This is a genomic window from Pseudomonas fluorescens (genome assembly GCF_019212185.1).
Taxonomy (GTDB): domain Bacteria; phylum Pseudomonadota; class Gammaproteobacteria; order Pseudomonadales; family Pseudomonadaceae; genus Aquipseudomonas.
On sequence record NZ_CP078138.1, the window covers coordinates 3,254,648 to 3,280,518 of the forward strand.

A 25,871-nucleotide genomic window follows, 5' to 3' on the forward strand; every position below is an offset into this window, starting at 1 on the left:
GCTGCAACTCCACGGAAACAGGAGATGCAGCGAACCGTCTACTTGGGTCATCCATAGTGTTTCTCGCTTTTTACAGGCAATAAAAAGTTGTCGAATTCCTTAATAAGGAAAACGCTGGTTAAAATATTGAATATAACTTTCAGATCAACTGAAAGTGCGCGCCCCACGGCCCAGGCCCGGCGGTTGCAGCAGGCGCGCGAAGTAGCGACTCGGGGGCTCAAGGCTGGCGGCATAGCCCCAGCGTTGCTGGCGTTGCCCGCTGACCGGGCAGACACGCCAATGGCCACGCAGACGAGGCTGCAGGCGCAAGGGAGAAGGGGGGCACAGTGGGCGCGCGATAAGCGTAGGCTCGCGGCATGGCTTGATCCGCAGCGCCTTGATAAAAGCGCGGGAACCAGGGATGAGTGTGCTGATAAGGTTCATGACATGCCTCGCGACCGGACAGACACCGGCGCGGCATGCCACGTTGGAGCTCAGGCTCTAGCGCAGCTTGCCTGACCGGGGCTGTCGAGTCCCGTCAGTTGCATTGTTGAATGCCCGGCCTTGCACATTGGCAATAGCCGGGCAGCGTCTAGATACTGTGTCCATTGAATTCTTTGTTGAGTTGAAAAAAGGTTGGGCTGGCCAACCCGCGCAATGTACTCAGGCGAGTTTGCCGAGTCAAACCATTAATGGGCTTTGTTTGGCTTTTAGACAGGTAACAACAGATTTCTGAAAGTTGTTCCGTACATATGACTGATATATGACGGATATATGACAGTGGTGGAGGTTAATTGTAAGAGCGAGCCTGCTCGCGGCGAACGTCAATGATAACGCGCGCAACCTGAAAGCCCACGGCGGTCTCAGGTCTTTCGCGAGCAGACGGATCGCCGCCCGGCTGCTCCTACAGTTCAGGCAACCTCAGTCAACGCGATCAGTTTTTTTCCAGATCGACATCCTTGGTTTCACGCAGGCACAACATGCCCACCACCAGGCTCACTGCCGTAATCAGCACCGGGTACCACAGGCCGTAGAAGATATCGCCGGTGTACACCACCAGGGCAAAGGACACGGTGGGCAGGAAGCCGCCGAACCAGCCGTTGCCGATGTGGTAAGGCAGGGACATTGAGGTGTAGCGGATGCGCGTCGGGAACAGTTCGACCATCAGCGCCGCCAGCGGGCCGTAGCACATGGCGGAAATGATGATCAGGGCGACGATCAGGGCGACGATCATTCCTTTGTTCACTTGCTGGGCGTCAGCCGCCTGCGGGTAGCCGGCCAGGGTTACCGCACCGCGCAAGGCGGCTTCGTCATAGCCATCGATTTTGATCTCGCCGATGCTCACTTGCACGCCGCTGCCAGCTGGCGCGGCAACGCTGCTGTAAGGCAGGCCCTGCTTGACCAGGAAGGTCTTGACCTTGTCGCAAGGGCTATCGAAGCGCGCCTTGCCCACCGGGTCGAACTGGAAGGTGCAGGTGGCCGGATCGGCCAGTACGGTGATTGGCGCCTGTTGGCTGGCCCGGTCGATGGCCGGGTTGGCGTAGTGGGCCAGGGATTTGAAGATCGGGAAGTACAGCACGGTGGCCAGCAGCAGGCCGAGCATCAGGATCGGCTTGCGCCCGACCCGGTCGGACAGCCAGCCGAAGAAGATGAAAAATGGCGCGCCGATCACCACGCTGATAATCAGCAAGGTATTGGCAAGTGCCGGGTCCATCTTGAGGAACTGGGTCAGGAAAAACAGCACGTAGAACTGCGCCGCATAGAAGGTCACGGCTTGCCCGGCATTGATGCTGAACAGGGCAATCAGCACCACCTTGAGGTTCTGCCAGTTGCCGAACGACTCGCGGATCGGTGCCTTGCAGGACTTGCCTTCCTCTTTCATTTTCAGGAAGGCCGGCGACTCATGCAGGCTCAGGCGAATCCAGGTAGAAATGCCCAGCAGCACGATCGACAGCAGGAACGGGATGCGCCAGCCCCAGACTTCGAACTGGTCACCGGTGAAGTAACGGCAGCCGAGCACCACCAGCAATGACAGCAACAGCCCCAGGGTCGCGGTGGATTGAATCCAGCTGGTATGGAAACCGCGTTTGCCGATCGGTGCATGTTCGGCGACGTAGGTTGCGGCGCCGCCGTATTCGCCGCCCAGGGCCAAGCCCTGGAGCATGCGCAGCACCACCAGGATGATCGGTGCAGCGATGCCGATGCTGGCGTAGGTAGGGAGCAGACCGACGGCAAAGGTCGCCACGCCCATCAGGATGATGGTGGCGAGGAAGGTGTATTTACGCCCGATCATGTCGCCGAGACGGCCGAACACCAGCGCGCCGAAGGGGCGCACGACAAAGCCGGCGGCGAACGCCATCAGCGCGAAGATGAAGGCCGTGGTGTCGTTGACCCCGGCAAAGAACTGCTTGCTGATCACCGCCGCGAGGGCGCCGTAGAGAAAGAAGTCATACCACTCGAACACCGTCCCCAGGGACGAGGCGAAGATGACTTTCTGGGTTTCCTTGCTGGTGCCGGTACTGAGCGTGCCGGCGACTGCTTGCGCTTGCTCTGACATATCGATCCCTCACAGTGTGTATTTATTGTTGTTTCACTGGTGTTGCGTGCTCTTTTTTTGTGGGAGCGAGCCTGCTCGCGAAGAACTCAAGGGCGCTGCGTTCCTTCAGAATGGCCGCGTTATCGTTGACGTTTTTCGCGAGCAGGCTCGCTCCTACAGAGGTGGTGGTTGCAGTCGATGTGGCGAGGATCAGTTGGGCAGCTTTTTCGGCGATCATCAGCGTCGGTGAGCAGGTGTTGCCCGAGGTGATGCGCGGCATGATCGAGGCGTCGGCGATGCGCAGGCCGGGAATCCCGTGCACTCGCAACTCGGCATCGACCACGGCATCGGCGTCCTGGCCCATGCGGCAGGTGCCCACTGGATGGAAGATAGTCGTGCCTATTCGTGCGGCGGCTTCGTGCAGTTGTTCCTCGGTCTGCAAGGCAGCGCCCGGCAGGTACTCCACCGGTTTGAACGGCTGTAGCGCGGGGGCGGCGACAATGCGCCGGGTCAGGCGGATGGCGTCGGCGGCGACACGCAGGTCCTCGGGATGGCTCAGGTAGTTGGGCTGGATCAGCGGCGCCTGCTGCGGGTCGGCCGAGCGGATGTCGATACGTCCACGGCTTTGCGGGCGCAGGTCGCAGACCGAGGCGGTGAACGCCGGGAAGGCATGCAAGGGCTCGCCAAAGCGCTCCAGGGACAGCGGTTGCACGTGGTATTCAAGGTTCGCCGATGTTTGTTCAGGGCCGGAGCGGGCAAAGGCGCCGAGTTGGCTGGGGGCCATCGACAGCGGACCGCTGCGGTTGTACAGGTAGCGCAAGCCCATGCCCATCTTGCCCCACAAACTGCCAGCGATCTGGTTCAGGGTGCGGGCATTTTCCAACTGGTAGATCAGCCGCAGTTGCAGGTGATCCTGCAGGTTGCCACCGACGCCGTTGAGTGGGTGTACGACATTGATCCCCAGGCGTTTGAGCAGGTCGACAGGGCCGATGCCGGAGCGCTGGAGAATCCCTGGCGAGCCGACGGAGCCAGCACTGAGAATGATTTCCCGGCGTGCGCTGAAGCTTTTCGACTGGCCCTGCCAGCGCGCAACCACCTTGCTCGCCCGGCCGTTTTCCAGCAGCACCCGATCCACCTCGACCCCGGTCAGCACCGTCAGGTTGGGACGCTGGGCCGCCGGTTTGAGAAAGGCCTTGGCGGCATTCCAGCGCACCCCGGCTTTCTGGTTGACCTGGAAGTAGCCGCAGCCTTCATTGTCGCCCCGGTTGAAATCGTCGATGCTGGCGATGCCGGTCTGTTCGGCGGCCGTGCGGAAAGCATCGAGGATCGGCCATGACAGGCGCTGGCGTTCGACTCGCCACTCGCCGCCGGCGCTGTGAAACTCCGAGTCACCGGCAAAATGGTTTTCGCTCTGGCGGAACAGTGGCAGTACCTCGTTCCAGCTCCAGCCCGGGTTGCCGTCAGCGGCCCAGCGATCATAGTCGCCGGCCTGGCCGCGCATGTAGATCATGCCGTTGATCGATGAGCTGCCACCGAGCACCTTGCCCCGAGGGTAGCTCAGGCTGCGGCCCTGCAGGCCGTCCTGCGCCTCGGTCTTGAAACACCAGTCGGTGCGCGGATTGCCGATGCAGAACAAGTAGCCGACCGGAATGTGAATCCACGGATAGTTATCGCGGCCACCGGCCTCGAGCAACAGGACCCGGTGCTGCGGGTTGGCGCTGAGCCGGTTGGCCAACAGGCAACCGGCGGGACCGGCGCCGACCACGATGTAATCGTATCCATCAACGGCAGGTTGCATCCCTGACCTCACTGCTTGTTGTTCTTATTGCGCTTGATCCTAGTTGTTAGCTTTCGACAAAAGAATGTTAGTTTTTACGCAGCTGCTGTGCGTTTATAAACAATCACCCTCAGACGTGACACAAGGACGGTCCATGTTCGACTGGAATGACTTACGGTTTTTTCTCGAATTGCAGCGCAGCGGGCGGCTGCTGACGGCGGCCAAGCGCCTGAAAACCACCCACGCCACGGTGGCACGGCACATCGAAGCGATCGAACAGAGCCTCGGTACCGCGTTGTTCGTCCAGCACGCCCAGGGTTACCAACTGACGCCGGCCGGCGAAGCCCTGCTTAAACACGCCGAGGCCATGGAAAACGTGGCCTTACAGGCCCAAGAGGAAATCACCCAGTCGAGCGCGCCCCTGGGCAAGATTCGCCTGGGGGTGACCGAAGGCCTGGGCATCATGTTCCTCGCCAGCCGCATGCAAGGACTGTTCGAACGTTACCCGGGGCTTGAGGTGGAGTTGGTGGCGGTGCCGCGCTTTGTCAGCATTCTCAACCGCGAAGCCGAGATCAGCATCCATCTGGAGCGCCCGGCGGCGGACATGCTGGTGACCCGCAAACTCACCGATTACCGTCTGGCGCTGTACGCCAGTCAAGACTATCTCGACCGTGCGCCGCCGCTGCGCAGTCGCGAAGACCTAGGCCAGCATGCCTGGATCGGTTATGTCGACGACCTGCTGTATAGCCAGGAATTGATGTTCCTCAACAGCTTCTGTCGCAACCCCAGGGTGGTGTTCCACAGCACCAGCGTGATCGCCCAACAACAGGCGGCACGCGCCGGCCTGGGCATCGCGGTGCTGCCGTGCTATCTGGCCAGCGGCGACCCGCAGTTGGTAGCGTTACTCCCTGCCGAGCGCATCCAGCGCAGTTACTGGATGAGTACCCGGCGCGAGTTGCACAAATCGGTACGCCTGCGCCTGCTCTGGGATTACGTCGTGCAACTGTGTGACTCGGAACAGGGCCTGTTGCTCGGGCCGGATCTTTAGTCGCGGATTTCGAAGGCGGTGCTCGCCAGTCGCTCACCATTGACCATGATGTGCACCGCGTGGCTGCCGGCATAGTGCTTGCGGGTGGTCATGTCGCGAATCTGCTGGGCGCGGCTCAAAGTCTGGCGGGCGTGAGCGGGCAGGGCCAGGCCCTTGAGCTTGAACACCTTGGCCGAGGTCGCGCCGGAAGCCTTGACGTACTCGATGGCGTAATCCACCACCAGGCGCTGGTCCTGGTCGGCGGTGGATTGCAGTTCGAGCGACAGGGTGATGCCCTCGCCGAGGCTGATCACTGCTGGCTCGACCTTGAGCCTGTGAATCTTCACTTGCGGCTTGGCCCCGGCACCGATGACCGTCAGCGCCCGCAAATCACCCTGTTTGATCAGGCTGCGCAGGGCGTGTTTGGCGATCCAGGCGGTGCGTGGGTCTTCCAGTGACCAGCCTTCAATAACGTCGAGGGCCCAGGCCGGATGGTCCTTGGTGATGTCGTTGAGGTGGTTGGCCACCGATTTGCGCACGTACAGGCTGCTGTCGCGCTTGAGGTTGTCGAGAATCGACGCCGCCAGCGACGGATCAGCCTGCACCGCTTCGAGGCGAAACGACCAGGGCAGGCGTGGCCGGCTGCCTTCGCTGGCGAGGCGACGGACATGCTCGTTATTGTCCAGCGACCATTCATGCATTAGCGCCAAGCCGCGCTGCAAATCACTGCGCAGAAAATGCCGAACGGCAAACTCTGAAGAACCAAAACGGGTGAAATACTTCAGCGCCTCCATGGAGCGGGCGAAGTCATGGGCGCCGTAGGTTGCCACGTAGTCGGCGAGGAACATGCTGACGAAACCGCTGTTGAGTCGTGGAGCCAGCGCCTCGAGCACCTCCAGGGCCTGCTCGTAGTCCAGGCCCAGCACGGCATGCAGGCACTCGCTGGTGCGCGCCATGCGCTGCATCACCGAACGTTGCGCCAGACCGTCGTTGGCCATGTCGAGGAACGCTTTACGATCGAAACGCGGATACACGGCGCGCACTTCGTCGGCGATATGGGCGAAACGTTCGGCGTTGAAGATTTCCTTCAGCGCCGGTGCGGATTGGCTATCACTCATGTGGAGCTCCCTGGCAAATGGCGGATCACAGGCGTTTTCCGGCATCGTCCTGGATCTGGTCGGCCTCGAACAAGCGCGCCAACTCGGCGCGTGACTCCTGGGCGGTTTGCAGCACCTTGGCCGCGTCGTCGTAGATCGCGTGCTGGGCTTCCAGGACCTGTTCATCGTGATGGCTGAACAGCTTGATCCGCGCGTCGGCCTGGGCCTGGCTCAAACCCAGGCCGCGCAGGGTGCGGCGGCTCATTTCCAGGCTGGAGTAGTAGGTTTCGCGCACGGCGTCGGCACCGAGGTCCATCAAACGGTGCACGTGCTGGCGGTTGCGGGCGCGGGCGATGATTTTCATGTGCGGGTAGAGCTTGCGCACCAGTTCGGCGGTCTTGATGTTGGTTTGCGGATCGTCGGTGGCGATGATGAAGAACTCCGCTTCGCCGACCTTGGCCGCGCTGAGGATTTCCGGGCGCATCGGGTCGCCGTAGAACACCGGCACGCCACCGAAGCTGCGCGACAACTCGATGGTCTCCACCGACGTGTCGAGGGCGACGAATTCGATTTTCTGCGCCCGCAGGATCCGCGCGACGATCTGCCCCATACGGCCCATGCCGGCAATCACCACCCGCGGCGCGTCGGTGTCGATCTCGCGCAGGTGCGGCGGCACGGCCACCGGTTCGACCTTGGTTTTCGCCAGACGGGCGCACATCAGCATCAACAGCGGGGTGATCGCCATCGACAGGGTAATCGTCAGCACCTGCATGTCATACAGCCTTGCATCGAACAGATTATGGTCGCGGCCCATCTTGAACACCACGAAGGCGAACTCGCCGCCGGCAGCCAGCACCACCCCCAGGCGTATCGCGCTCAAGCGGTTGAGGCCGCCGGCGAGGCTGCCGACCAGGTACAGCAGCGGCAGTTTTACCGAAATCAGCAGCAGGGTCATGCCCAGCACGGCGAGCGGCGCGCTGAACAGCAAATCGAGGTTGGCACCCATGCCCACACTCATGAAGAACAGCCCGAGCAGCAGGCCCTTGAACGGCTCGATCTGCGCTTCCAGTTCGTGACGGTACTCTGAGTCGGCCAGCAGCAAGCCGGCGAGAAATGCGCCGAGGGCCATCGACACGCCTACCTCGTCCATCAGCCAGGCGGTGCCGATCACCACCAGCAAGGCGGTGGCGGTAGAAACCTCCGGCAAGCCGCTTTTGGCGACGATGCGAAACACTGGGCGCAACAGGTAGCGCCCGCCGACCACCACCACGGCAATGCTGCCGAACACTTGCAGGGCATGGTTGATTTCTTCGGCGGTGGTCGTGGTGTCGCTGCGGCCGGCCAGGGCCGGGACCATGGCGATCAGCGGGATTGCCGCGATGTCCTGGAACAGCAGGATGGCAAAGGCCAGGCGCCCGTGGGGGCTGGTCAGCTCCTTGCGTTCGGCCAGGCTTTGCAGGCCCAGGGCCGTAGACGACAACGCCAGACCAAGACCGAGCACGATGGCACTGTTGAGTTTCTGGCCAAACACGTAGAACGCCAGTACGCCGATCAACGAGGCGGTCAGCAGCACCTGGGCCAGGCCGACGCCGAACACCGCCTTACGCATCACCCACAGACGTCGTGGCGACAACTCCAGGCCAATGATGAACAACAGCAACACCACGCCCAGCTCGGAAATGTGCATCACGCTTTGCGGGTTGCCGATCAAGCCGAGCACCGACGGCCCGATGATCAGACCGGCCAGAAGGTAACCGAGCACAGCGCCCAGTTGCAGGCGTTTGGCCAGCGGTACCGTGAGTACGGCGGCAAACAGAAAAACCACGGCGGCCTGCAACAGGCTTCCTTCCTCGTGCATCGATCACTCCTGGGGGGGCTTGTATAGGCTGAGCACGGAACGGATTCCGTGTACTTCGAAGCGCAGTGTAACGGCGTGTTGCATTCACTGCATGGGTCGGTAAGTATCGCGGCTGATTAATTAAGGCGTATGACAGGCGAGAGCGGCAATGAACGAAGAATTACAGATCATCGACCTGGTAGTGGGTGAGGGTAAAAAGGCTGTCAAAGGCGCGTTGATCACCACCCAGTACCGCGGTTGGCTGGAGGACGGCAGCGAGTTCGATTCCTCCTGGAGTCGCGGCAAGCCGTTCCAGTGTGTGATCGGCACCGGACGGGTGATCAAGGGCTGGGAGTCACGCGTTGTAATGGAAGAACTTCGCTCTAATAACCTTGTGTTGGCTAGAAAGGCCAAGCAAGAGAAATCTCCACAGAATGCGAACAGTCCAAAGGTGCGGGGCCGTCAGGTCAAGTTGGCACCTCATGTGCTCGCTGCTCTCTACAAGGGGCGTCTACGCTTCAGGCTCTCGCTGATGTACTGAATGCTCAAGCACTCTTCGCTAGTCGTGGTGGTGAGTGGAGTCCTACAACTGTTCGTCGCTCGATGTTGGCACTTGTTGTGACGTTCAAGAAGGTATGAGGGTGAACACCAATAGTGCCTAGTGTTCTTTTTCAGATTAAGAACAATTCCCATTGGGTAGTCGTTTGTGGCTTGATATCTCTCGCTCAAAACCTAGTTTCCCAAACAGTACTGCATTCACCTGTTCCATGCCAGAAACAATCCCTCCGTGCAAGAGGTCGTCTCCCACGGCGGGCGGGCAGGGCTTTCAGTGCCAGTGCATTGCGTGATGTCATTTTGATGTTGGTGGTTTCTGGTTGTGATAGAGTGTTTTCACCTTAAGCTTAGGAGGTTGTTTTGACATGAAGTTGAGTATAGGTATCGCTGTTGTGGCATCGGCTATTTTTGCAGGCGGTTGTTTTGCTGCGAGTAAAAGTTCAGCACCTCCTAAGTGGCAGCAAGAACCTACTGCTTTCATGGGAATTAATCTTGAAGGAAACCTCAAGTACGATGTGAGGCAATGCCCCTCTGGTTATCAGCTTCCGACAGAGCTTTGCTGGAAGTCTCTTTCTGAGGAACTATACGACGTATGGGGGCTGCCGGAAGTTGGCATTGATAACCTGAGAATGTCCGTCAAGATTGTTGATTCCAGCATCCAATACATGCGACTCACAACTTATGCGGATCAGTTTGCAAAATTTCGTGATTTGTTAATTCAGAAGTACGGTAAGCCTAGTATGGCTCGCAAAGAGGTTGTTAAGACAAAGGCTGGGGCCACATTTGATAATGACAAGCTCTACTGGCAGGGCGTCAATATTACTATGGTGCTCAGCAGGTACAGCGATGATATTGATACCAGCTCTCTGACTATATTTAGTGAAAAGGCAGCCGCCAAGGCTACTACAGAGGGTCAAAAAGGTATCAAGGAGGCCGCCTCCAAGCTTTGAGGCGCTCTTGGCTGGTTTGCAAAGCTCTGAGCAAGCCTTTGAGCGATCTATCTGTATCTTTTCGGATTGCAGGGGTATCCCTGCTTTCCTGATTTGTCTCAGCTCAACATCCAAATGTGCCCCGTACCCCGTACCCCGCACCAGCGGGCGGGGATAGCTATAAATTTCGCCCTAGCCATGTTCAAGGAACTGTCGGGCGCCAAAGTACCTCTGATTAATATGTTTGAAATCAATGATGTCTTTAATGGAATCCAATTCATCTTGATCATCACTTTGCCAGCTTGCAAATGTATAAATGACGTAGACAGAAGTCTTTTCTATCGGCTCCTGGCCTTTACCTTCCTTCCCGCGTGCCCAATCCATTTCACAGAAGTATGATGGCTGCATTGTCTCTGGATGTATGTCAGGGTTCAGAATGGTGCTGAATTTTGAGCGAATCAACTTTTCTGCTGCTTTATACGTGTATCGCATGCTATCGCTTCTGATCTTCTCAGCTAGATTCTGTGCGATGACGATCAGTCGTGCAGACTCCAGCCAAGCAATCCTATTTTTGTACAAGCCACCATCAGGGGATAAAAGTTTTTTGTATGCTTCGTTCAAGCACTCAAGAGATTGTTTGCTGTACACCTCATCGTCTCGAATTTCCTTTTCCTGAGCGATGCCAGAGAGCTGTGTAGAAATGGTTTCTGATTGAGTTTTGATGGTGGCTATGATGCCAATGAATCCAAGAGCAGAGATTACAGTTGATAGCACGCCCCCGAAGTAGTCACCAAACACACCCCAATCACTAGTGCTACTACTCAAGCCGGATGCAGAGAATTGCCAGAGCCAAGGGGCAGCCACTGCCGTTGTGCAGGTGATCAATGCAATGATAGCGATAGGTGCCCAGTTCTTGACTGTGTTCTGCTGCTTGGTGCTAGCTTCCACTGCTACACGCCTCATCTGTTGATTCCCTTAAAGTTTGTCCGCACGCAGGTCTAGGCTGATTAGCAGCCCTTTCACAATTTCGTGGCAATCCTTCTCTGGCATATCTGTTGTAATGCTAATCAAGCCAACGCTGTTCCTTTTCACTGTGCAGCCTACATCCTCAAAGTTAGTTAAAATATCTGCATAGAATGCATCAAGTCTCTGCTCTTGTTCATCATCAGATAGTTCATCCCGCATTGGGTTGGTTGGGGTTGGCCCTTGGTAGAAGGGTTTATAGCTGTAAGTTTTCATGTTTCACCGTTGATGGTCAGATTTAGGCCGAGTCTATCTAAGGGCTTTAGTTGCTGCAATTATATTCATCTGCTCGGAGCACTTTCTGCTCGAAAGGGCATTCGCACATACAGAAGCTGCTACGAACATCAAGAAGAGCCTCGTCCGTGCTGCCTGGAGCCTCCAGCTGCATGATACAATGGCCGTTTGCCATGCTTGGGGATAGCTGATGGACGTGAGGGGTAGCTTAGGGAGGGTGCGAACTTGGGTGTGGCTGGGTCTTCTCGGTGCTGCGGGTACGCTCGGCAATTACCTCATCGAAAATGGCAAGCTGCCTGATTGGCTCTCTGGTGATGCAGGCACATTCACAGCAAAGGTGCTGGCAGCTCTAGCTAGCTTTGGCAGCTGGTTCACTGCTGAGGTTGGTATCTTCCGGTGGCAGTTGATCCTGCTCTGTGTCGTCTTGTTTCTTGTGGTTTCGGTGCTCTGCTTTGCTTTTTGGAACCACTTCAAGAATGCTAATAACGATGATCGAGATACAAGCGGCTTATCGTCAGCTGAGTTAAAGCTGTTCTCCCTAGTTGGAAGAGGGGCAAACTTAGGTCATTCGATAGATTGGGATTCTTTTCTGTCGTTAGGTATGCCTCGTATAGCTACAGAACATGCTCTAGAGCAACTATATAATCGTGGCTTGATTGATAATGATCGCTTGACTAGGAATTTCTTCCATCTAACCCCACGAGGTAGGGCGTATTATCTGCACTTGGAAAGCCTTGGTAAAATCTGATCGGTCCACTAGGTTAGTCTTTCGCACATGGAGAAGTGGTTATGGGAGATTTTACTAAGAGGTTGACTGAGCGACGCATGCACACTGAGATTGTCCAAGGCTACTGTTTGATATGTGGTAGCTACGGCAGGCTCAGTTGGGATCATGTACCGCCACAGGGTAGCATTTCAATCAATAAGGTTGAGCAAGTGCATTTGACTGAAATAATGGGGGTTGATCCGGTCCCAGTCAAAGGCGTGAAGTCGCCAAATGGCAGCAAATTCAAAACCATTTGCAAGAGTTGCAATAGCAATCATCTAGGTGCAAATGACCAAGAAGTGGCAAGGGTCTACAAGGAGCTTACCAAGCTTGTGGCTCATTACTTCACCTACGCTAATAGCCCTCTTAGCTACGTCACGCTTCCATTTGATGCTGTGCGCTTTTGTCGTGCAATGATTGGCCACGTTCTCTCGGCCACCACGGTTGATGAGTGTAAAAGAGAACCGGTGGATGCGCCATATTTCACACCGCTGCAAAAGTTTGTTATGGGTGATGATGCTGCAATAGAAAACACTCACGATTTGTATTGTTGGTTTTATCCTCATCGCCATCACTTGAGTGCCAAGATGTTTGGTTGCTGGAATCATGGGAATCTATGCATGATCAGTGTGCTTTCATTCTTCCCGCTTGCATTTTCCATTACCGAAAAGGGCAAAGGAATTTACCCATCTGGTGCCACTAAAGTAGAGCTTACTGACGACCGACTTTTTGTGAACCTGTCTTCAGGGCATTTCCCATATTCGGGCTTCCCACTCATTGGCTTGTCAGGCAACCAGATGATGGCGATGTCTAGTGCTCAGGCCATTGTTAGCTATCCAATCAAAGGATGACGGATTGTGTTGTATGCCGTTTGGCTACATGGTCTAAGGCGTCACCAAGCGGCATACATGACAACGATCCCGGTAACTGGGACGAATGGGGCTACGACCCGAACAAGGTGATGAGCCGATGTCTGAGGAAGATGCAGACGATTGAAGGCCATGAGCCTGTTACACCCCAAGCCCAGCCTAGCTCGCTGGGTTTTCGTCTCATTAAATCGAGATGTAACAAACAAAATACCTGCGACCAGGGCATCATCGGGATGCAGGTCGGTGGCAAGCGCGAGCTGCGGGTGCCGGCGCACCTGGGTTATGGCGAACGCAGCGTGGGCAGCATCCCGCCCAACTCGAACCTGAGGTTCGAGATTGAACTGCTGGAAGTGCTGACCCGCGACGATTGAGATTTACGCGGCGGGCTCAGCGACTGGCCGAGGCCATCAACAGACCAAATCCGGTGAAGGTCACGCCCGAGACTTTCGCCGCGATCCAGGCACCTTTTTCGCTCGACAGCCAGCCTTTGGCGGCATTCGCCAGCAGGGCGTAGCCGCTGTGTACCAGAATCACCACCACCGCGTATGAACCGACCAGGGCCAGGAACTGCGGGCGAAACGCCAGGCCCGGGTCGATGAATTGCGGAAACACGGCGAGGAAAAAGAAAATCGCCTTGGGATTGAGAAACTGGATCGACGCGGCTTCGAGGAACCGATAGCCCGGCCGGGAGGGGCGGGCATGCAGGCGCGCACTGAAGTTGCCGCCACGCCAGCTTTTGATACCCAGGTACAGCAGGTAAGCGGCGCCGGCGTACTTCAATACGGTAAAGGCCTGGGCCGAAGTGCTGAGGACCAGGCCGACGCTGGTGGCACTGATGGCCGCGACGACAAAGGCGCCTGAGGCAATGCCGAGGATTCCCGGCAACGCGCCCCAGAAACCATGGCGCAGGGCATTCGACAGGGTCAGCAGCACGCCTGGTCCCGGGCTGAGGACCGTCAGGGTGGCGAACAACAGAAACAATCCGTAGCTGTGCATGATGAGCTCCTTGATAAACGGCGAGTGGACGCAGGCACAGTGGCGTTACCCGCAAACGCTGACAAACGCTTTAAATGCACGGCATAGGTGACTAAATTAGACGCATGAATCCATTACCCCCCTTAAATGCCGTTCGTGCCTTCGCCGTTGCCGCACGTCACCAGAGCTTCAGCCTGGCGGCCGAGGAGCTGCATGTCAGCCACAGCGCAGTCAGCCGTCATATCAAATTGCTGGAAGCGCACCTCGGTGTGCTGCTGTTCGAACGGCGCGTGCGTCAATCGCTGCTGACGCCCGCCGGCCAGCGCTTTTATGAGCAGGTCAGCGCCGGTCTTGAACAAATTGCCCAGGGGGCGGCTGCGTTGAAGCAGCAGGCCGCGAGGCCGACGGTGAAGATCAACGTCCGCCCATCCTTTGCCTTGCTGTGGCTGGAGCCCCGGTTGCACGACTTCACTGCACGCCATCCGCATATCACCCCGCAGGTCATTACCCAGACACTGGCCCCGGATCAGGCGCGCGATGAGTTTGACGTGGTGATTCGCCGCGGTCGCGATGACTGGGCCCCCGGGCTGGATGCCCAACCCTTGTTTACCGACGAACTGGTGCTGGTGGCAGCGCCTTCGCTGCTGGCCCGCCAGGGCCTGGCGGATTTCCATGCGCTGGCGCAGCACAGTTTGCTCACGGCCAAGGCGCGTCGTGAGGATTGGCACAACTGGGCGATGTACCTGGGGCAGGCCCGTCCGATCGGCCAACAAACGCGCCAGTTCGAGCACATGCACCGGGTGCTGGAAGCCACGGTCGAGGGGCAGGGCGTGGCCTTGTGTCCGACCTCATTGCTCGGCAGCCATCTGGCCAGCGGTCGCCTGGTCTGCCCGCTGCCGGCGTTGCGCATGCCGCTGCCGGACTATTACTTCGCGGTTGCCGGGTCGGGGTCGGCGCAGGCGCGGCTGTTTGTCGACTGGCTGGTGGCCCAGCCGGTCTGCCTGGAGCAGGTTGGGCAAGGGTCAACGCAACCAGCGCAGCCATAAAAAAGCCCGCCCGACGCAAGCGCGAGGGGCGGGCTTTTCAGCGTTTCAAGCGTTGCTTAGACCTTGACGATCCAGCCCGCTGGCGCTTCGACGTCGCCGGTCTGCACACCAGTCAGCTCTTTGTAGAGCTTCTGGGTGATCGGGCCGACTTCGGTTTCGCTATGGAACACGTGCAGGTGGTCTTTGTAGCTGATACCGCCGATTGGCGTGATCACCGCAGCAGTACCGCAGGCGCCGGCTTCCTTGAAGTCCGACAGCTTGTCGATCAGCACGTCGCCTTCGACCACTTCCAGGCCCAGGCGCGATTTCGCCAGCTCGATCAACGACAGGCGGGTGATGCCCGGCAGGACCGATGGCGACTTCGGCGTCACGAACTTGTCGTCGTGGGTGATACCGAAGAAGTTGGCCGAACCGACTTCCTCGATTTTCGAGTGGGTCATCGGGTCGAGGTAGATGGCGTCGGCGAATTTCGCCTTCTTCGCTTCCGAACCTGGCATCAGGCTGGCGGCGTAGTTGCCACCGACCTTGGCCGCGCCGGTGCCCTGGGGAGCGGCACGGTCGAAGCTGGAGATCAGGAAGTTGTGCGGGGTCAGGCCGCCCTTGAAGTAGGCACCGACCGGGATGGCGAAGATCGAGAAGATGAACTCGGGTGCAGTGCGCACGCCGATGTTGTCACCGACGCCGATCACGAACGGACGCAGGTACAGCGCGCCGCCAGTGCCGTAAGGCGGAATGAAACGCTCGTTGGCGCGAACCACGGCCTTGCAGGCTTCGATGAACTGTTCGGTTTCGACGAACGGCATCAGCAGGCGCGCACAGCTGCGTTGCATGCGCTGGGCGTTCTGGTCCGGGCGGAACAGGTTGATCGAGCCGTCTTTGCAACGATAGGCCTTCAGGCCTTCGAAGCATTGCTGGCCGTAGTGCAGAGCGGTGGAGCCTTCGCTGATGTGCAGCACATTGTCGTCGGTCAGGCTGCCTTTGTCCCACTCGCCATTGCGAAAGTGCGACAGATAGCGCTTGTCAGTCTTGATGTAGTCAAAACCCAGCGTGTCCCAATTGATGCTCTCGTTACCCATGACACCCTCTATCACTTAACAATCGCCTGAGTGGCTCAAGCTTCTGACGTTTTTCTGGATGGGCACAACAATACTTCATTCCGGGCCGGTTTCGCAGCCCGTACGATCGGATGACGGGCAGATAAATCGAGTTGCCTTCGAGAATTCGCGAGCGGGCTCGCTCCCACATTTGAAATGCATTCCTCCTGTGGGAGCGAGCCTGCTCGCGAAGAGGTCATCTCTGCCGCCATCAATCACCCTGAATTACAGGTGCAGTGCGTGGCCAAGTGCCCGCAACGCCGCTTCCTGCACCGCCTCACCTAGTGTCGGGTGGGCATGGATGGTGCCGGCGATGTCTTCCAGGCGTGCGCCCATTTCCAGGCTCTGGCCGAAGGCGGTGGACAACTCCGAAACCCCGACGCCTACCGCCTGCCAGCCGACAATCAGGTGATTGTCGCGGCGGGCGACCACGCGCACGAAGCCGCTTTTCGATTCCAGGGTCATCGCCCGGCCATTGGCGGCGAACGGGAAGTTCGCGACGATGCAGTCCAGGCCGGCGGCCTTGGCGTCGTCCGGGGTCTTGCCGACCACCACCAGTTCCGGATCGGTGAAGCACACCGCGGCAATCGCCGTCGGGTTGAACTCCCGGGATTTGCCGCTGATCAGCTCCGCGACCATCTCACCCTGAGCCATGGCGCGGTGCGCGAGCATCGGTTCGCCACTCAGGTCGCCAATGGCGTAGACATTGCGCATGCTGGTCTGGCAACGGTTATCGATCAGGATCGCCGCGCCATTCATTTGCAGGTTCAGCGCTTCCAGATTCCAGCCCTGGGTGTTGGGCTTGCGGCCCACCGCCACCAGCACCTGGTCGGTCTCCAGGTTCAAGGTGTGGCCATTCTGATCCAGAACTTGCAAGGTATTGTCTTTTGAATCAAAGCCTTGAACGCTATGTTTCAAGTAAAGCTTCACACCGAGCTTTTTCAGCTCTTCCTGTACCGGCTGGGTCAGTTCAGCGTCGTAAGCCGGCAGGATGCGCTCCTGGGCTTCGACCACGCTGACCTCGGCGCCCAGCTTGCGATAGGCAATTCCCAGCTCCAGGCCGATGTAGCCGCCGCCGACCACGATCAGGCGTTTTGGCAGGCTTTTGGGCGCCAGGGCTTCGGTAGAAGAGATGATCGGTCCACCGATTGGCAGCATCGGCAGATTGACAGATTTCGAGCCGGTAGCCAGCAGCAGGTGTTCGCACTGGATCCGCGTGTCGCCGACGTCGACGGTCTTGCCATCAACGATTTTGGCCCAGCCATGAATCACCTGGACCTTGTGTTTTTTCAGCAGGGCGGCGACGCCGGTGGTCAGGCGATCAACGATGCCGTCCTTCCACTCGACGCTCTTGCTGATGTCGAGGCTCGGCGCAGCGACAGTGATGCCCAGCGCCGAATACTGATTGTGCTTTTGAGTCTGGTGAAACTGTTCGGCGACATGGATCAGCGCTTTCGAGGGAATGCAGCCGATGTTCAGGCAAGTGCCGCCCAGCGCCTGGCCTTCGACCAGGATGGTGTTGATCCCCAACTGGCCGGCGCGAATCGCCGCCACGTAACCGCCGGGACCGCCGCCGATGATCAGCAGCGTGGTGTTCAGAGTCTGCATGCCTTACTCCACAAACAGCGTAGCGGGTTGTTCGAGCAGGCCACGCAGGGCCTGGATGAAGAGCGCCGCGTCCATGCCATCGACCACCCGGTGATCGAAGGAGCTGGAGAGGTTCATCATCTTGCGAATGACGATCTGGCCTTTGATGACCATCGGCCGCTCGACAATCTTGTTGACCCCGATGATTGCCACTTCCGGCAGGTTCAGCACCGGCGTGCTGACGATGCCGCCGAGGGCGCCAAGGCTGGTCAGGGTGATGCTCGAACCCGACAGCTCGTCGCGGCTGGCTTTGCCGTTGCGCGCGGCGGTGGCCAGGCGGGTGATTTCCGCGGCGCTGTCCCACAGGCTGCGGGCTTCGGCGTGACGCACCACCGGCACCATCAGGCCGATGTCGGCTTGGGTGGCGATGCCCACGTGCACCGCGCCAAGGCGAGTGATGACTTGGGCTTCGTCGTCGTAGCGGGCGTTGATCTGCGGGAAGTCGCGCAGGGCGACGACCATGGCGCGCACCAGGAACGGCAGCAAGGTCAGCTTGCCGCGACTCGCACCGTGTTTTTCGTTGAGGTGCGCACGCAACTCTTCCACGGCAGTCACGTCGATTTCCTCGACATAACTGAAATGCGCCGCGCGCTGGGTAGCGTCCTGCATGCGCTGGGCAATCTTGCGGCGCATGCCGATCACCGGGATTTGCTCTTCGTCATGCCGTGCGCTGTAACTCGCACCGCCTGTCGAAGCGCTCACCGGGCCCTGTGCCAGATAGGCGTCGAGGTCTTCGTGAAGGATGCGACCAGCCGGGCCGCTGCCCTGTACCAGACGCAACTGGATACCGGCATCCAGGGCGTGCTTGCGCACCGCCGGGGAGGCCAGCGGACGTTCGTTGGCTTCCCGCGCCACCGGCGCCTGGGGCGCTGGGCGGCAGGCGGCAGCCGGCTTGCTGACGGCTGGCTCGACCTTGGGCGCCGGAGCGGCTTTAGGAGCCTCGACTTCGGCCTTGGCCGCTGGTGCTGCCACAGCCGGTTGCGCGGACTCCTTATAGTTGCCCGCACCTTCGACTTCGATGCTGATCAGGATGCTGCCCACGGCCATGACTTCACCGGGCACACCGCCCAGGGCGATCACCTTGCCATGCACCGGCGAGGGAATATCCACCATCGCCTTGTCGGTCATGACATCGGCCAGCACCTGGTCTTCCACCACCATGTCGCCGACCTTGACGTGCCAGACCGACAGTTCCACTTCTGCAATGCCTTCGCCAATGTCCGGCATTTTAATAACGTGCGTGCCCATTCAGACCTCCATGACCCGTTTCAACGCCGCGCCCACTCGGGACGGCCCTGGGAAATACGCCCACTCCTGCGCGTGCGGGTAGGGGGTGTCCCAACCGGTGACGCGCTCGATCGGCGCTTCCAGGTAGTGGAAGCAATGCTCCTGCACCAGTGCCACCAGCTCGGCACCGAAACCGCAGGTGCGGGTCGCTTCGTGGACGACTACGCAGCGGCCGGTCTTTTTCACCGACTTGACGATGGTCTCCAGGTCCAGCGGCCACAGGCTGCGCAGGTCGATGACTTCGGCATCGATGCCGGCTTCCTCGGCGGCCACTTGCGAGACATAAACGGTGGTGCCGTAGGTCAGGATGGTCACGGCCTTGCCCGGACGGGTAATCGCGGCCACGTCCAGCGGCACCGTGTAGTAACCGTCAGGGACCTGTGCGGCCGGGTGTTTCGACCACGGCGTTACCGGGCGGTCGTGGTGACCGTCGAACGGGCCGTTGTACAGGCGCTTGGGCTCAAGGAAGATCACCGGGTCATCGTTTTCGATGGAGGCGATCAGCAGGCCCTTGGCGTCATAGGGGTTGGACGGCATCACGGTGCGCAGGCCGCAGACCTGGGTGAACATCGCCTCGATGCTCTGGCTGTGGGTCTGGCCACCGTAGATGCCGCCGCCGCATGGCATGCGCAAGGTCATGGGCGCGGTGAATTCGCCGGCCGAGCGATAACGCAGGCGCGCGGCTTCGGAAATGATCTGGTCGGAAGCCGGGTAGACGTAGTCGGCGAACTGGATTTCCGCCACCGGACGCAGGCCGTAGGCACCCATGCCGACAGCAACGCCGACGATGCCGCTTTCCGAGATTGGCGCATCAAACACCCGCGAGGTGCCGTACTTATTCTGCAGGCCTTCGGTGCAGCGGAACACGCCACCGAAATAGCCGACATCCTGGCCGAACACCACGACGTTATCGTCTCGCTCAAGCATCACATCCATGGCCGAGCGCAGGGCCTGGATCATGGTCATGGTAGTGGTGGTCATGGCGGTTTCCAGCTCGATATGGTTGTTGTGATCGTTCATCTCAGATCCCCAACTCTTGACGCTGGCGCTTCAAGTGCTCCGGCATCTCTTTATAGACGTCCTCGAACATGGTCGCGGCGCTCGGAATCTGCCCGCCGGCGAGGGTGCCGTACTGCTCGGCCTGTTTCTGCGCGGCGATCACTTCGGCTTCCAGTTCGGCGCTGACGGCGCTGTGTTCCTCTTCGGACCACTGGCCGATTTTCACCAGGTGCTGCTTCAGGCGGGCAATCGGGTCACCCAGCGGGAAGTGGCTCCAGTCATCGGCCGGACGGTATTTCGAGGGATCGTCGGAGGTCGAGTGCGGACCAGCGCGGTAGGTGACCCATTCGATCATGGTCGGGCCGAGGTTGCGCCGTGCGCGCTCTGCCGCCCAGGCGGAAGCGGCATACACCGCGACAAAGTCGTTGCCGTCGACCCGCAGCGAGGCGATGCCGCAACCCACGCCACGTCCGGCAAAGGTGGTGGCTTCACCGCCAGCAATCGCCTGGAAGGTGGAAATGGCCCACTGGTTGTTGACCACGTTGAGGATCACCGGCGCGCGGTACACGTGGGCAAAGGTCAGGGCGGTGTGGAAGTCCGACTCGGCGGTGGCACCGTCGCCGATCCAGGCCGAGGCGATTTTGGTGTCGCCCTTGATCGCCGAGGCCATGCCCCAGCCCACGCCCTGGATGAATTGGGTGGCGAGGTTGCCGGAAATGGTAAAGAAGCCGAAGTCCTTGACCGAGTACATGATCGGCAACTGGCGACCCTTGAGCGGATCGCGCTCGTTGGACAGCAGTTGGCAGATCAGGTCCACCAGCGGCACCTCTCGGGCCATCAGGATGCTTTGCTGGCGATAGGTCGGGAAGCACATGTCATCGATGTTCAGGGCCAGGGCCTGAGCGCTGCCGATGGCTTCTTCGCCAAGGCTCTGCATATAGAACGACATTTTTTTCTGACGCTGGGCGACCACCATGCGGTTGTCGTAGATCCGCGTCTTGAGCATGGCGCGCATGCCCTTGCGAAGGATCTCGGACGGCACCCCTTCAGCCCACGGGCCCAGGGCGTTGCCCTGGTCATCGAGCACACGGATCAGGCCACGGGCCAGGTCGGCGGTGTCAGCCGGTTCTACGTCGATGGGGGGCTTGCGCACCGTGCCGGCATCGGTCAGGTGCAGGTAGGAGAAGTCGGTTTTGCATCCAGGACGGCCCGAGGGTTCAGGCACGTGAAGACGCAGCGGTTCATACGCTTGGGTCATGGCTTCTACGCTCGATCTTGTGAATTTCTTGTAGTGAGCTGACAGTTTTCGTCCGGGTCGGATGAATCTTGTCCTACAACAATCATAGGCCCGCCGCAGAAGAATATTTATCTCTGTTTCGTTGCATGAAAGATCATTTGAGGATAAAAAAACTGCATAAACATAAAAAACAGGTGATTTCGTCTCATGCGTAAACTGGACCGTACCGATATCGGCATTCTCAACAGCCTTCAGGAGAACGCACGCATCACCAATGCCGACCTGGCCCGCTCGGTCAACCTGTCGCCCACCCCCTGTTTCAACCGGGTCAAGGCCATGGAAGAACTGGGGCTGATTCGCGAGCAGGTGACTCTGCTGGATGCCGACCTGCTGGGTCTGCACGTTAATGTGTTCATCCACGTCAGCCTGGAAAAGCAGGTGGAAGAGGCGTTGCAGCACTTTGAAGAAGCCATCGCCGACCGCCCGGAGGTGATGGAGTGTTACCTGATGGCCGGCGACCCGGACTACCTGATCCGGGTGCTGGTGCCGACCATTCAGTCGCTGGAACGATTCATGATGGACTTCCTGACCAAGGTGCCGGGTGTGGCCAACATCCGTTCCAGTTTTGCCCTCAAGCAGGTGCGCTACAAGACCGCACTGCCGTTGCCGGCCAATGGCATGACCCTGGGCAATTGAGCGGCATGCCGATCAGATATCGACATAGCGGTAGTCAAGATTTTCAGTGAACAACGTCTGGCGCACGGTGTAGGTCTGCACCCAGGGCGCCGGTTCGTTGACAGGATTAAATACCAGCAGGGTTTCGTTCATATCCGCTTCGTCAGGTCGCTGTGGGAAAGACTCAACGTTGGGGTGTTGCAGTCTCCAGCGTTCCCACAGCAGGTCGAGGTAACAGTGGTGCAGGAAAAATATCGGATCGTTGGGCGAGGAGGCTGTTGCCATGTCGCCACCTATCCAGGCATGCACCGGATTATGAAGATCGGTCTCGGAAAAGTTTTCCCAGCCGTTCTCCAGGCTCCAATAAGGCGTCCGGTTCAGCGTTGCAATAATTTGCTCCGGCGACGGCAAACTGCCTGTCGCGCCGAGATCGCGGCGTATCCCCGTATTGCCGACGCCGTTGTCCCAGACAGCCACGATGAACTGCGAATGCTCCCTGGAAAAAGGCCCGCCGGTTACCCGCTGTTCCTGGGAGTTGTCACCGTTGCCGCCCAGGAATGCCTGGGTAAAGGGATTTTCCTTGCCGGTGAGTTGCCAGTTCCAATAGGGCAGGGTAATGCCGGGATTGCCCGCAGCGGTTTGCAAGGCCACCTCAAACTGGCGCAGGAACACGCGGTGCCACGGGTAGAACAAGGGGCTGCGATGGGGGTTGGGTACCAGTGGGTTACCAGCTCCCATTGAGTTCTTGTGGATCTGCACAAAGTCATCGTAGCGACTCTGCAGGCCCGGACGGAGCACGCTGCCCACGTTGTTTTTCAGCAGCAGGATGGCATTGATGAAGTCGCTTTTCTGTTGCGGCGTCATGTCACTGTGATTACGACGAAAATCCATTCCGGTAAAGCTCCATTGATTGATTGGCCAATGGAGTGTGTGCGCATGTGTCCTTGATTCCAAGTTCATCACTGTCGTCGGAGATGATAGGAATTGTTACCTATCAGTGAGTTAGAAGACGTTTCTCATATTGAATCGAGAGGAATCTTCAAGTACCTCACACCATTGCCTTCCGCGGTTGGCAAATTCCCGGCCCGCACATTGACCTGAATGGCTGGCAGTAAAAGCGTCGGCATACCCAACCCGGCATCCCGTTGGGTGCGCATCTCGACGAAAGCCGCTTCATCGATGCCGTCGTGCACATGAATATTGTGCGCCCGTTGTTCGGCCACGCTGCTCTGGCACTGCAGCTCGCGGCCGGTCGGTGGATAGTCGTGGCAAACGTACAGGCGGGTGGCGGGCGGGTAGGCCAGCAGGCGCTGGATCGAGGCGTATAGCTGCCGGGCATCACCGCCGGGGAAGTCGCAGCGGGCGGTGCCGACGTCGGGCATGAACAGCGTGTCGCCGACCAGGATCGAGTCATTGTCGATCAGGTAGGCCATGTCCGCCGGGGTATGGCCGGGTACATGCAGGGCTTTGGCTGTCATGTTGCCGATGGCGAATGGTTCATCGGCGGCGAACAGGTGATCGAACTGTGAGCCATCCACCGAAAACTCGGCTTCGAGGTTGAACAGCTGCTTGAACACCTTCTGCACCGTGCCGATGTGCTGGCCAATACCGATTCGTCCACCCAGTTCGCGGCGCAGGTATGGCGCCGCGGACAGGTGATCGGCATGGGCGTGGGTCTCCAGCAGCCATTGCACCTGCAAGCGATGTGCGTGCACGAAGCGGATCACTCGGTCAGCCTCGCCGGTACCCGTACGGCCCGAGGCCGGGTCGTAGTCGAGCACCGGATCGACGATCGCGCAGGCACCACCTTCCTGTTCGTAGACCACGTAGGTGCAGGTCTTGGAGGCGTCGTCGAAAAAAGCTTGGAACAAGGCGGGCATAAGGTCCGCTCCGGTCAGGTCAAGCCCAGAGGTTAGTAGGATTTTTACTCGATTGACCAGTTCGACGGCATATCCGCAGGTAAAACAGCAGTGCGGGATTTAGACTGTCGTGCATCGATACCGGGCGCTCCCGGCTTTTGTCCCTGAAAGACGAGTGTTTTATGTTGCTGGCAAGTCTGTTTGGCGTGGTGATGGGGTTGGTCCTGGGCTTGACCGGGGCCGGTGGCGGCATCCTCGCGGTGCCGGCGCTGGTGCTCGGCCTTGGTTGGAGCATGACCGACGCAGCCCCGGTGGCGTTGTTCGCAGTGGGCAGCGCGGCGGCGGTGGGCGCCATCGACGGCCTGCGCCACGGCCTGGTGCGTTACCGCGCGGCGCTGTTGATTGCCCTGTTGGGCGCGCTGTTTTCGCCATTGGGCATCTATTTCGCGCATCAACTCTCGGAAAAGATCCTGATGATCCTGTTCAGTCTGCTGATGCTCCTGGTGGCCGCACGCATGCTCCGCCGTGAGCGGCTGGACGCCGGGCCGAACGATCATGGCCATGCCAACTGGGGCCAGAAGAACTGCATGCTCGACCAACACACCGGGCGCTTTTCCTGGACCGCCAAGTGCACCGCGACCCTGGCTACCCTGGGCGCGGTGACGGGCGTGGTCTCCGGATTGCTGGGGGTGGGAGGGGGCTTTCTGATTGTCCCGGCGTTCAAGCAACTGACCGATGTACAGATGCGCGGCATCGTCGCCACTTCGTTGATGGTGATCAGCCTGATCTCTGCGATTGGGGTGATCGGCGCCTTGCATGCCGGCGTACGTATCGACCGGCTGGGGGTGGCCTTTATTGTCGCCAGCATCGTCGGCATGGTGCTGGGTCGCAGGCTTTGCGCCCGGGTTCCGGCCCGCGCCCTGCAACTGGGCTTTGCCAGCGTCTGTGTACTGGTGGCGGGGTACATGGCCTTCAAGGCCGCTTACTGAGTCGTGGGTCGCTGCCTTCCAGCGGCCTAAGCCCAAAGTCCCGGGCCCAGGCCCGGCCCGGTCTTGGGCCTAAGTTGCCGCGCACCACCGGCCCGTCCAAAGCACCCGCAAACTCCCTCCAAGGCAGCGTAGGCCGCCGTCTGTCCGCTTTCGATAATCGCCTCCGACATCAAGTCCCCCCGTCGCGGAGCGCGCCATGCACAACAATAAGAATTTCCAGCACCGTTTCTTGCCAGCCTTTATCGCCACCTTGTCCACCCTGGGCCTGAGCTCCGTCGTACAGGCCGAGATCATGCTGTACGACAAGGACCAGACCACATTCTCCACCGACGGTTACATCAACGCCTTCTATGTGAACAGCGACGTCGACCGTGAGGGTGACCAGTACGATCGCCGCCAATCGCGGGTGAAGATGGGCTTTTTGCCCAACTACCTGGGTTTCAACATGGGCAAGCAGGTCGACGACCTCAAACTGGGGGCACGGGCTTCGTTCTGGGTGACCATCAACGACAGCGAAACCAACGGCACCGACACCGCTATCGATGTGCGGCAGTTCTACGGCACGGTGGCCAATCCGGAGTGGGGCGAGGTGCTGATTGGTAAGGACTTTGGGTTGTTTGCCCGCTCCAACATCCTCCTCGATGAGTTGCTGGCTGGGTATGGCCAGGTCAGCGACACCCTGGGCCTGGTGGATGGTGGCGGCGTGTCGTTCGGCAACATCGGCACCGGCTATCCGTACCCGTTCCCGACGTCGCAGATCACTTACCGCACCCCGGTGCTGGACGGCTTGCGCGTGGCGGTGGGGATCATGGACCCGGTGGACACCAACGACAGCAGCCCGACCGGCAAGGCCTACCAGGAAAATCCACGGACCGAGACCGAGATCACCTATCAGTTCGACCTGGCCGGAGCGCAGATCTACAGCTGGGTCAACGGCAGCTACCAGACTTCAGACAATACCGATTCAACGGTCGATACCGTGACCTCCAAGGGGGTCGGTTATGGCGTGCAAGCCAAGATCGGCGGCCTGTCGCTGACGGGTTCCGGGTTCCAGGCCAAGGGCATCAATCCGTTTTACACCAACAACGCCGGCGAACCGACCCTGCGCAATGTCGACAGCGATGGTTATCTGCTGCAGGGCTCATATAAAGTCGGCAAGAACCGCGTAGCGCTGTCCTACGGCAAGACTAAGGATGACGGCAACGGCGTGGTTGGCAGCGGCGCGGACTACGAGACCCGCGGCATCGCGTTGTTCCATGACGTCAATGACAACCTCAAGCTGGTCGCCGAGTACAACCAGTTCGAACTCACCGGCCACGACTCCAGCGCGCAGAACGAAGACACCGATACCTTCGCCGTCGGCGCGGTACTGACCTGGTAAACCCTGCACAGCCCCCCGGATGGCGGTCGCGCATCGGCCGTTGTCTGGGGAGT

At 59.2% G+C, this 25,871-nt stretch carries 22 protein-coding genes and 3 pseudogenes; 10 read left to right on the forward strand and 15 right to left on the reverse strand.

The annotated features are described in order from the left end of the window. Positions 1–144 precede the first annotated feature (144 nt). The 3 genes and pseudogenes from KW062_RS14700 to KW062_RS14710 all read right to left on the reverse strand — a co-directional run. Positions 145–423, reverse strand: coding sequence for a hypothetical protein (locus KW062_RS14700; protein ID WP_081786423.1), 279 nt, complete (start codon positions 421–423; stop codon positions 145–147). Positions 424–913: 490 nt separating this feature from the next. Next, the gene (locus KW062_RS14705; protein WP_027620861.1) at positions 914–2,536 is read right to left on the reverse strand and encodes an MFS transporter; all 1,623 of its coding nucleotides are present in this window, start codon (positions 2,534–2,536) and stop codon (positions 914–916) included. 181 nt (positions 2,537–2,717) lie between these two features. Beyond that, positions 2,718–4,313, reverse strand: a pseudogene (locus KW062_RS14710) (GMC family oxidoreductase); the annotation flags it as partial. 133 nt (positions 4,314–4,446) lie between these two features. On the opposite strand from KW062_RS14710, the gene KW062_RS14715 reads away from it, so the two are divergent. Next, entirely contained in the window at positions 4,447–5,340 is an 894-nt protein-coding gene (locus KW062_RS14715; RefSeq protein ID WP_027620862.1) for a LysR family transcriptional regulator, read from the forward strand. Here KW062_RS14715 and KW062_RS14720 read toward each other — a convergent pair. Both KW062_RS14720 and KW062_RS14725 read right to left on the reverse strand, forming a co-directional pair. Then, complete coding sequence (locus KW062_RS14720) at positions 5,337–6,437, reverse strand: DNA alkylation repair protein (RefSeq protein WP_105754131.1); 1,101 nt, start codon at positions 6,435–6,437, stop codon at positions 5,337–5,339. The two genes, KW062_RS14715 and KW062_RS14720, sit on opposite strands and share 4 nt — an antisense overlap. Positions 6,438–6,462: 25 nt before the next feature. Further along, positions 6,463–8,274 carry a monovalent cation:proton antiporter-2 (CPA2) family protein gene (locus tag KW062_RS14725; protein ID WP_105754132.1) on the reverse strand — a complete coding sequence of 604 codons (1,812 nt, stop codon included), beginning with the start codon at positions 8,272–8,274 and terminating at the stop codon, positions 6,463–6,465. A 148-nt stretch (positions 8,275–8,422) separates the two neighbouring features. Between KW062_RS14725 and KW062_RS14730 the strand changes: the two are divergent. Continuing rightward, positions 8,423–8,608, forward strand: a pseudogene (locus KW062_RS14730) (FKBP-type peptidyl-prolyl cis-trans isomerase); the annotation flags it as partial. A 565-nt stretch (positions 8,609–9,173) separates the two neighbouring features. Continuing rightward, the gene (locus tag KW062_RS14735; protein WP_146118209.1) at positions 9,174–9,758 is read left to right on the forward strand and encodes a hypothetical protein; all 585 of its coding nucleotides are present in this window, start codon (positions 9,174–9,176) and stop codon (positions 9,756–9,758) included. Between the two features lie 171 nt (positions 9,759–9,929). Here the strand turns inward: KW062_RS14735 and KW062_RS14740 are convergent, their stop codons facing one another. Beyond that, on the reverse strand, positions 9,930–10,700 hold the full coding sequence (locus KW062_RS14740) for a hypothetical protein (RefSeq protein ID WP_105754134.1): 771 nt from the start codon (positions 10,698–10,700) through the stop codon (positions 9,930–9,932). 12 nt (positions 10,701–10,712) lie between these two features. Beyond that, complete coding sequence (locus tag KW062_RS14745; RefSeq protein WP_105754135.1) at positions 10,713–10,976, reverse strand: hypothetical protein; 264 nt, start codon at positions 10,974–10,976, stop codon at positions 10,713–10,715. Between the two features lie 247 nt (positions 10,977–11,223). On the opposite strand from KW062_RS14745, the gene KW062_RS14750 reads away from it, so the two are divergent. From KW062_RS14750 to KW062_RS14760, 3 genes and pseudogenes are all read left to right on the forward strand, one after another. Beyond that, entirely contained in the window at positions 11,224–11,742 is a 519-nt protein-coding gene (locus KW062_RS14750) for a hypothetical protein (protein WP_146118210.1), read from the forward strand. Between the two features lie 77 nt (positions 11,743–11,819). Continuing rightward, positions 11,820–12,611 carry a metal-binding protein gene (locus tag KW062_RS14755; RefSeq protein WP_256350768.1) on the forward strand — a complete coding sequence of 264 codons (792 nt, stop codon included), beginning with the start codon at positions 11,820–11,822 and terminating at the stop codon, positions 12,609–12,611. Positions 12,612–12,844: 233 nt separating this feature from the next. Next, positions 12,845–13,000 (forward strand): annotated as a pseudogene (locus KW062_RS14760) (FKBP-type peptidyl-prolyl cis-trans isomerase); the annotation flags it as partial. A gap of 16 nt (positions 13,001–13,016) precedes the next feature. On the opposite strand, the gene KW062_RS14765 reads toward KW062_RS14760, so the two are convergent. Beyond that, positions 13,017–13,625 carry a LysE family translocator gene (locus KW062_RS14765; RefSeq protein WP_027620866.1) on the reverse strand — a complete coding sequence of 203 codons (609 nt, stop codon included), beginning with the start codon at positions 13,623–13,625 and terminating at the stop codon, positions 13,017–13,019. A 104-nt stretch (positions 13,626–13,729) separates the two neighbouring features. On the opposite strand from KW062_RS14765, the gene KW062_RS14770 reads away from it, so the two are divergent. After that, positions 13,730–14,650 (forward strand): LysR substrate-binding domain-containing protein, encoded by a 921-nt coding sequence (locus KW062_RS14770; protein ID WP_105754138.1) that lies wholly within the window; start codon positions 13,730–13,732, stop codon positions 14,648–14,650. A gap of 56 nt (positions 14,651–14,706) precedes the next feature. Here the strand turns inward: KW062_RS14770 and KW062_RS14775 are convergent, their stop codons facing one another. The 5 genes from KW062_RS14775 to KW062_RS14795 all read right to left on the reverse strand — a co-directional run bounded on the left by KW062_RS14775 (position 14,707) and on the right by KW062_RS14795 (position 20,935). Next, a complete protein-coding gene (locus tag KW062_RS14775; protein WP_027620868.1) occupies positions 14,707–15,726 on the reverse strand; it encodes a branched-chain amino acid aminotransferase in 1,020 nt (339 codons plus the stop codon). 243 nt (positions 15,727–15,969) lie between these two features. Further along, positions 15,970–17,352, reverse strand: coding sequence for a dihydrolipoyl dehydrogenase (lpdA, locus tag KW062_RS14780; protein ID WP_105754139.1), 1,383 nt, complete (start codon positions 17,350–17,352; stop codon positions 15,970–15,972). A 3-nt stretch (positions 17,353–17,355) separates the two neighbouring features. Beyond that, positions 17,356–18,639 carry a dihydrolipoamide acetyltransferase family protein gene (locus tag KW062_RS14785; protein ID WP_027620870.1) on the reverse strand — a complete coding sequence of 428 codons (1,284 nt, stop codon included), beginning with the start codon at positions 18,637–18,639 and terminating at the stop codon, positions 17,356–17,358. Next, entirely contained in the window at positions 18,640–19,698 is a 1,059-nt protein-coding gene (locus tag KW062_RS14790; RefSeq protein WP_027620871.1) for an alpha-ketoacid dehydrogenase subunit beta, read from the reverse strand. It lies immediately after the preceding gene. Position 19,699: 1 nt separating this feature from the next. Further along, complete coding sequence (locus KW062_RS14795) at positions 19,700–20,935, reverse strand: 3-methyl-2-oxobutanoate dehydrogenase (2-methylpropanoyl-transferring) subunit alpha (protein WP_105754140.1); 1,236 nt, start codon at positions 20,933–20,935, stop codon at positions 19,700–19,702. 186 nt (positions 20,936–21,121) lie between these two features. Between KW062_RS14795 and bkdR the strand changes: the two genes are divergently transcribed. Beyond that, a complete protein-coding gene (bkdR, locus tag KW062_RS14800; RefSeq protein ID WP_027620873.1) occupies positions 21,122–21,610 on the forward strand; it encodes a Bkd operon transcriptional regulator BkdR in 489 nt (162 codons plus the stop codon). A 12-nt stretch (positions 21,611–21,622) separates the two neighbouring features. Here bkdR and KW062_RS14805 read toward each other — a convergent pair whose 3' ends face one another. Together KW062_RS14805 and KW062_RS14810 are read right to left on the reverse strand one after the other, a co-directional pair. Further along, positions 21,623–22,480, reverse strand: coding sequence for a tyrosinase family protein (locus KW062_RS14805; RefSeq protein WP_027620874.1), 858 nt, complete (start codon positions 22,478–22,480; stop codon positions 21,623–21,625). A 125-nt stretch (positions 22,481–22,605) separates the two neighbouring features. Beyond that, entirely contained in the window at positions 22,606–23,469 is an 864-nt protein-coding gene (locus KW062_RS14810; protein ID WP_105754141.1) for an MBL fold metallo-hydrolase, read from the reverse strand. A 161-nt stretch (positions 23,470–23,630) separates the two neighbouring features. Between KW062_RS14810 and KW062_RS14815 the strand changes: the two genes are divergently transcribed. Together KW062_RS14815 and KW062_RS14820 are read left to right on the forward strand one after the other, a co-directional pair. Then, positions 23,631–24,437, forward strand: a complete 807-nt coding sequence (locus tag KW062_RS14815) for a sulfite exporter TauE/SafE family protein (protein ID WP_027620876.1) — start codon at positions 23,631–23,633, stop codon at positions 24,435–24,437. 196 nt (positions 24,438–24,633) lie between these two features. Further along, on the forward strand, positions 24,634–25,818 hold the full coding sequence (locus KW062_RS14820) for a porin (RefSeq protein WP_027620877.1): 1,185 nt from the start codon (positions 24,634–24,636) through the stop codon (positions 25,816–25,818). Positions 25,819–25,871: the final 53 nt, after the last annotated feature.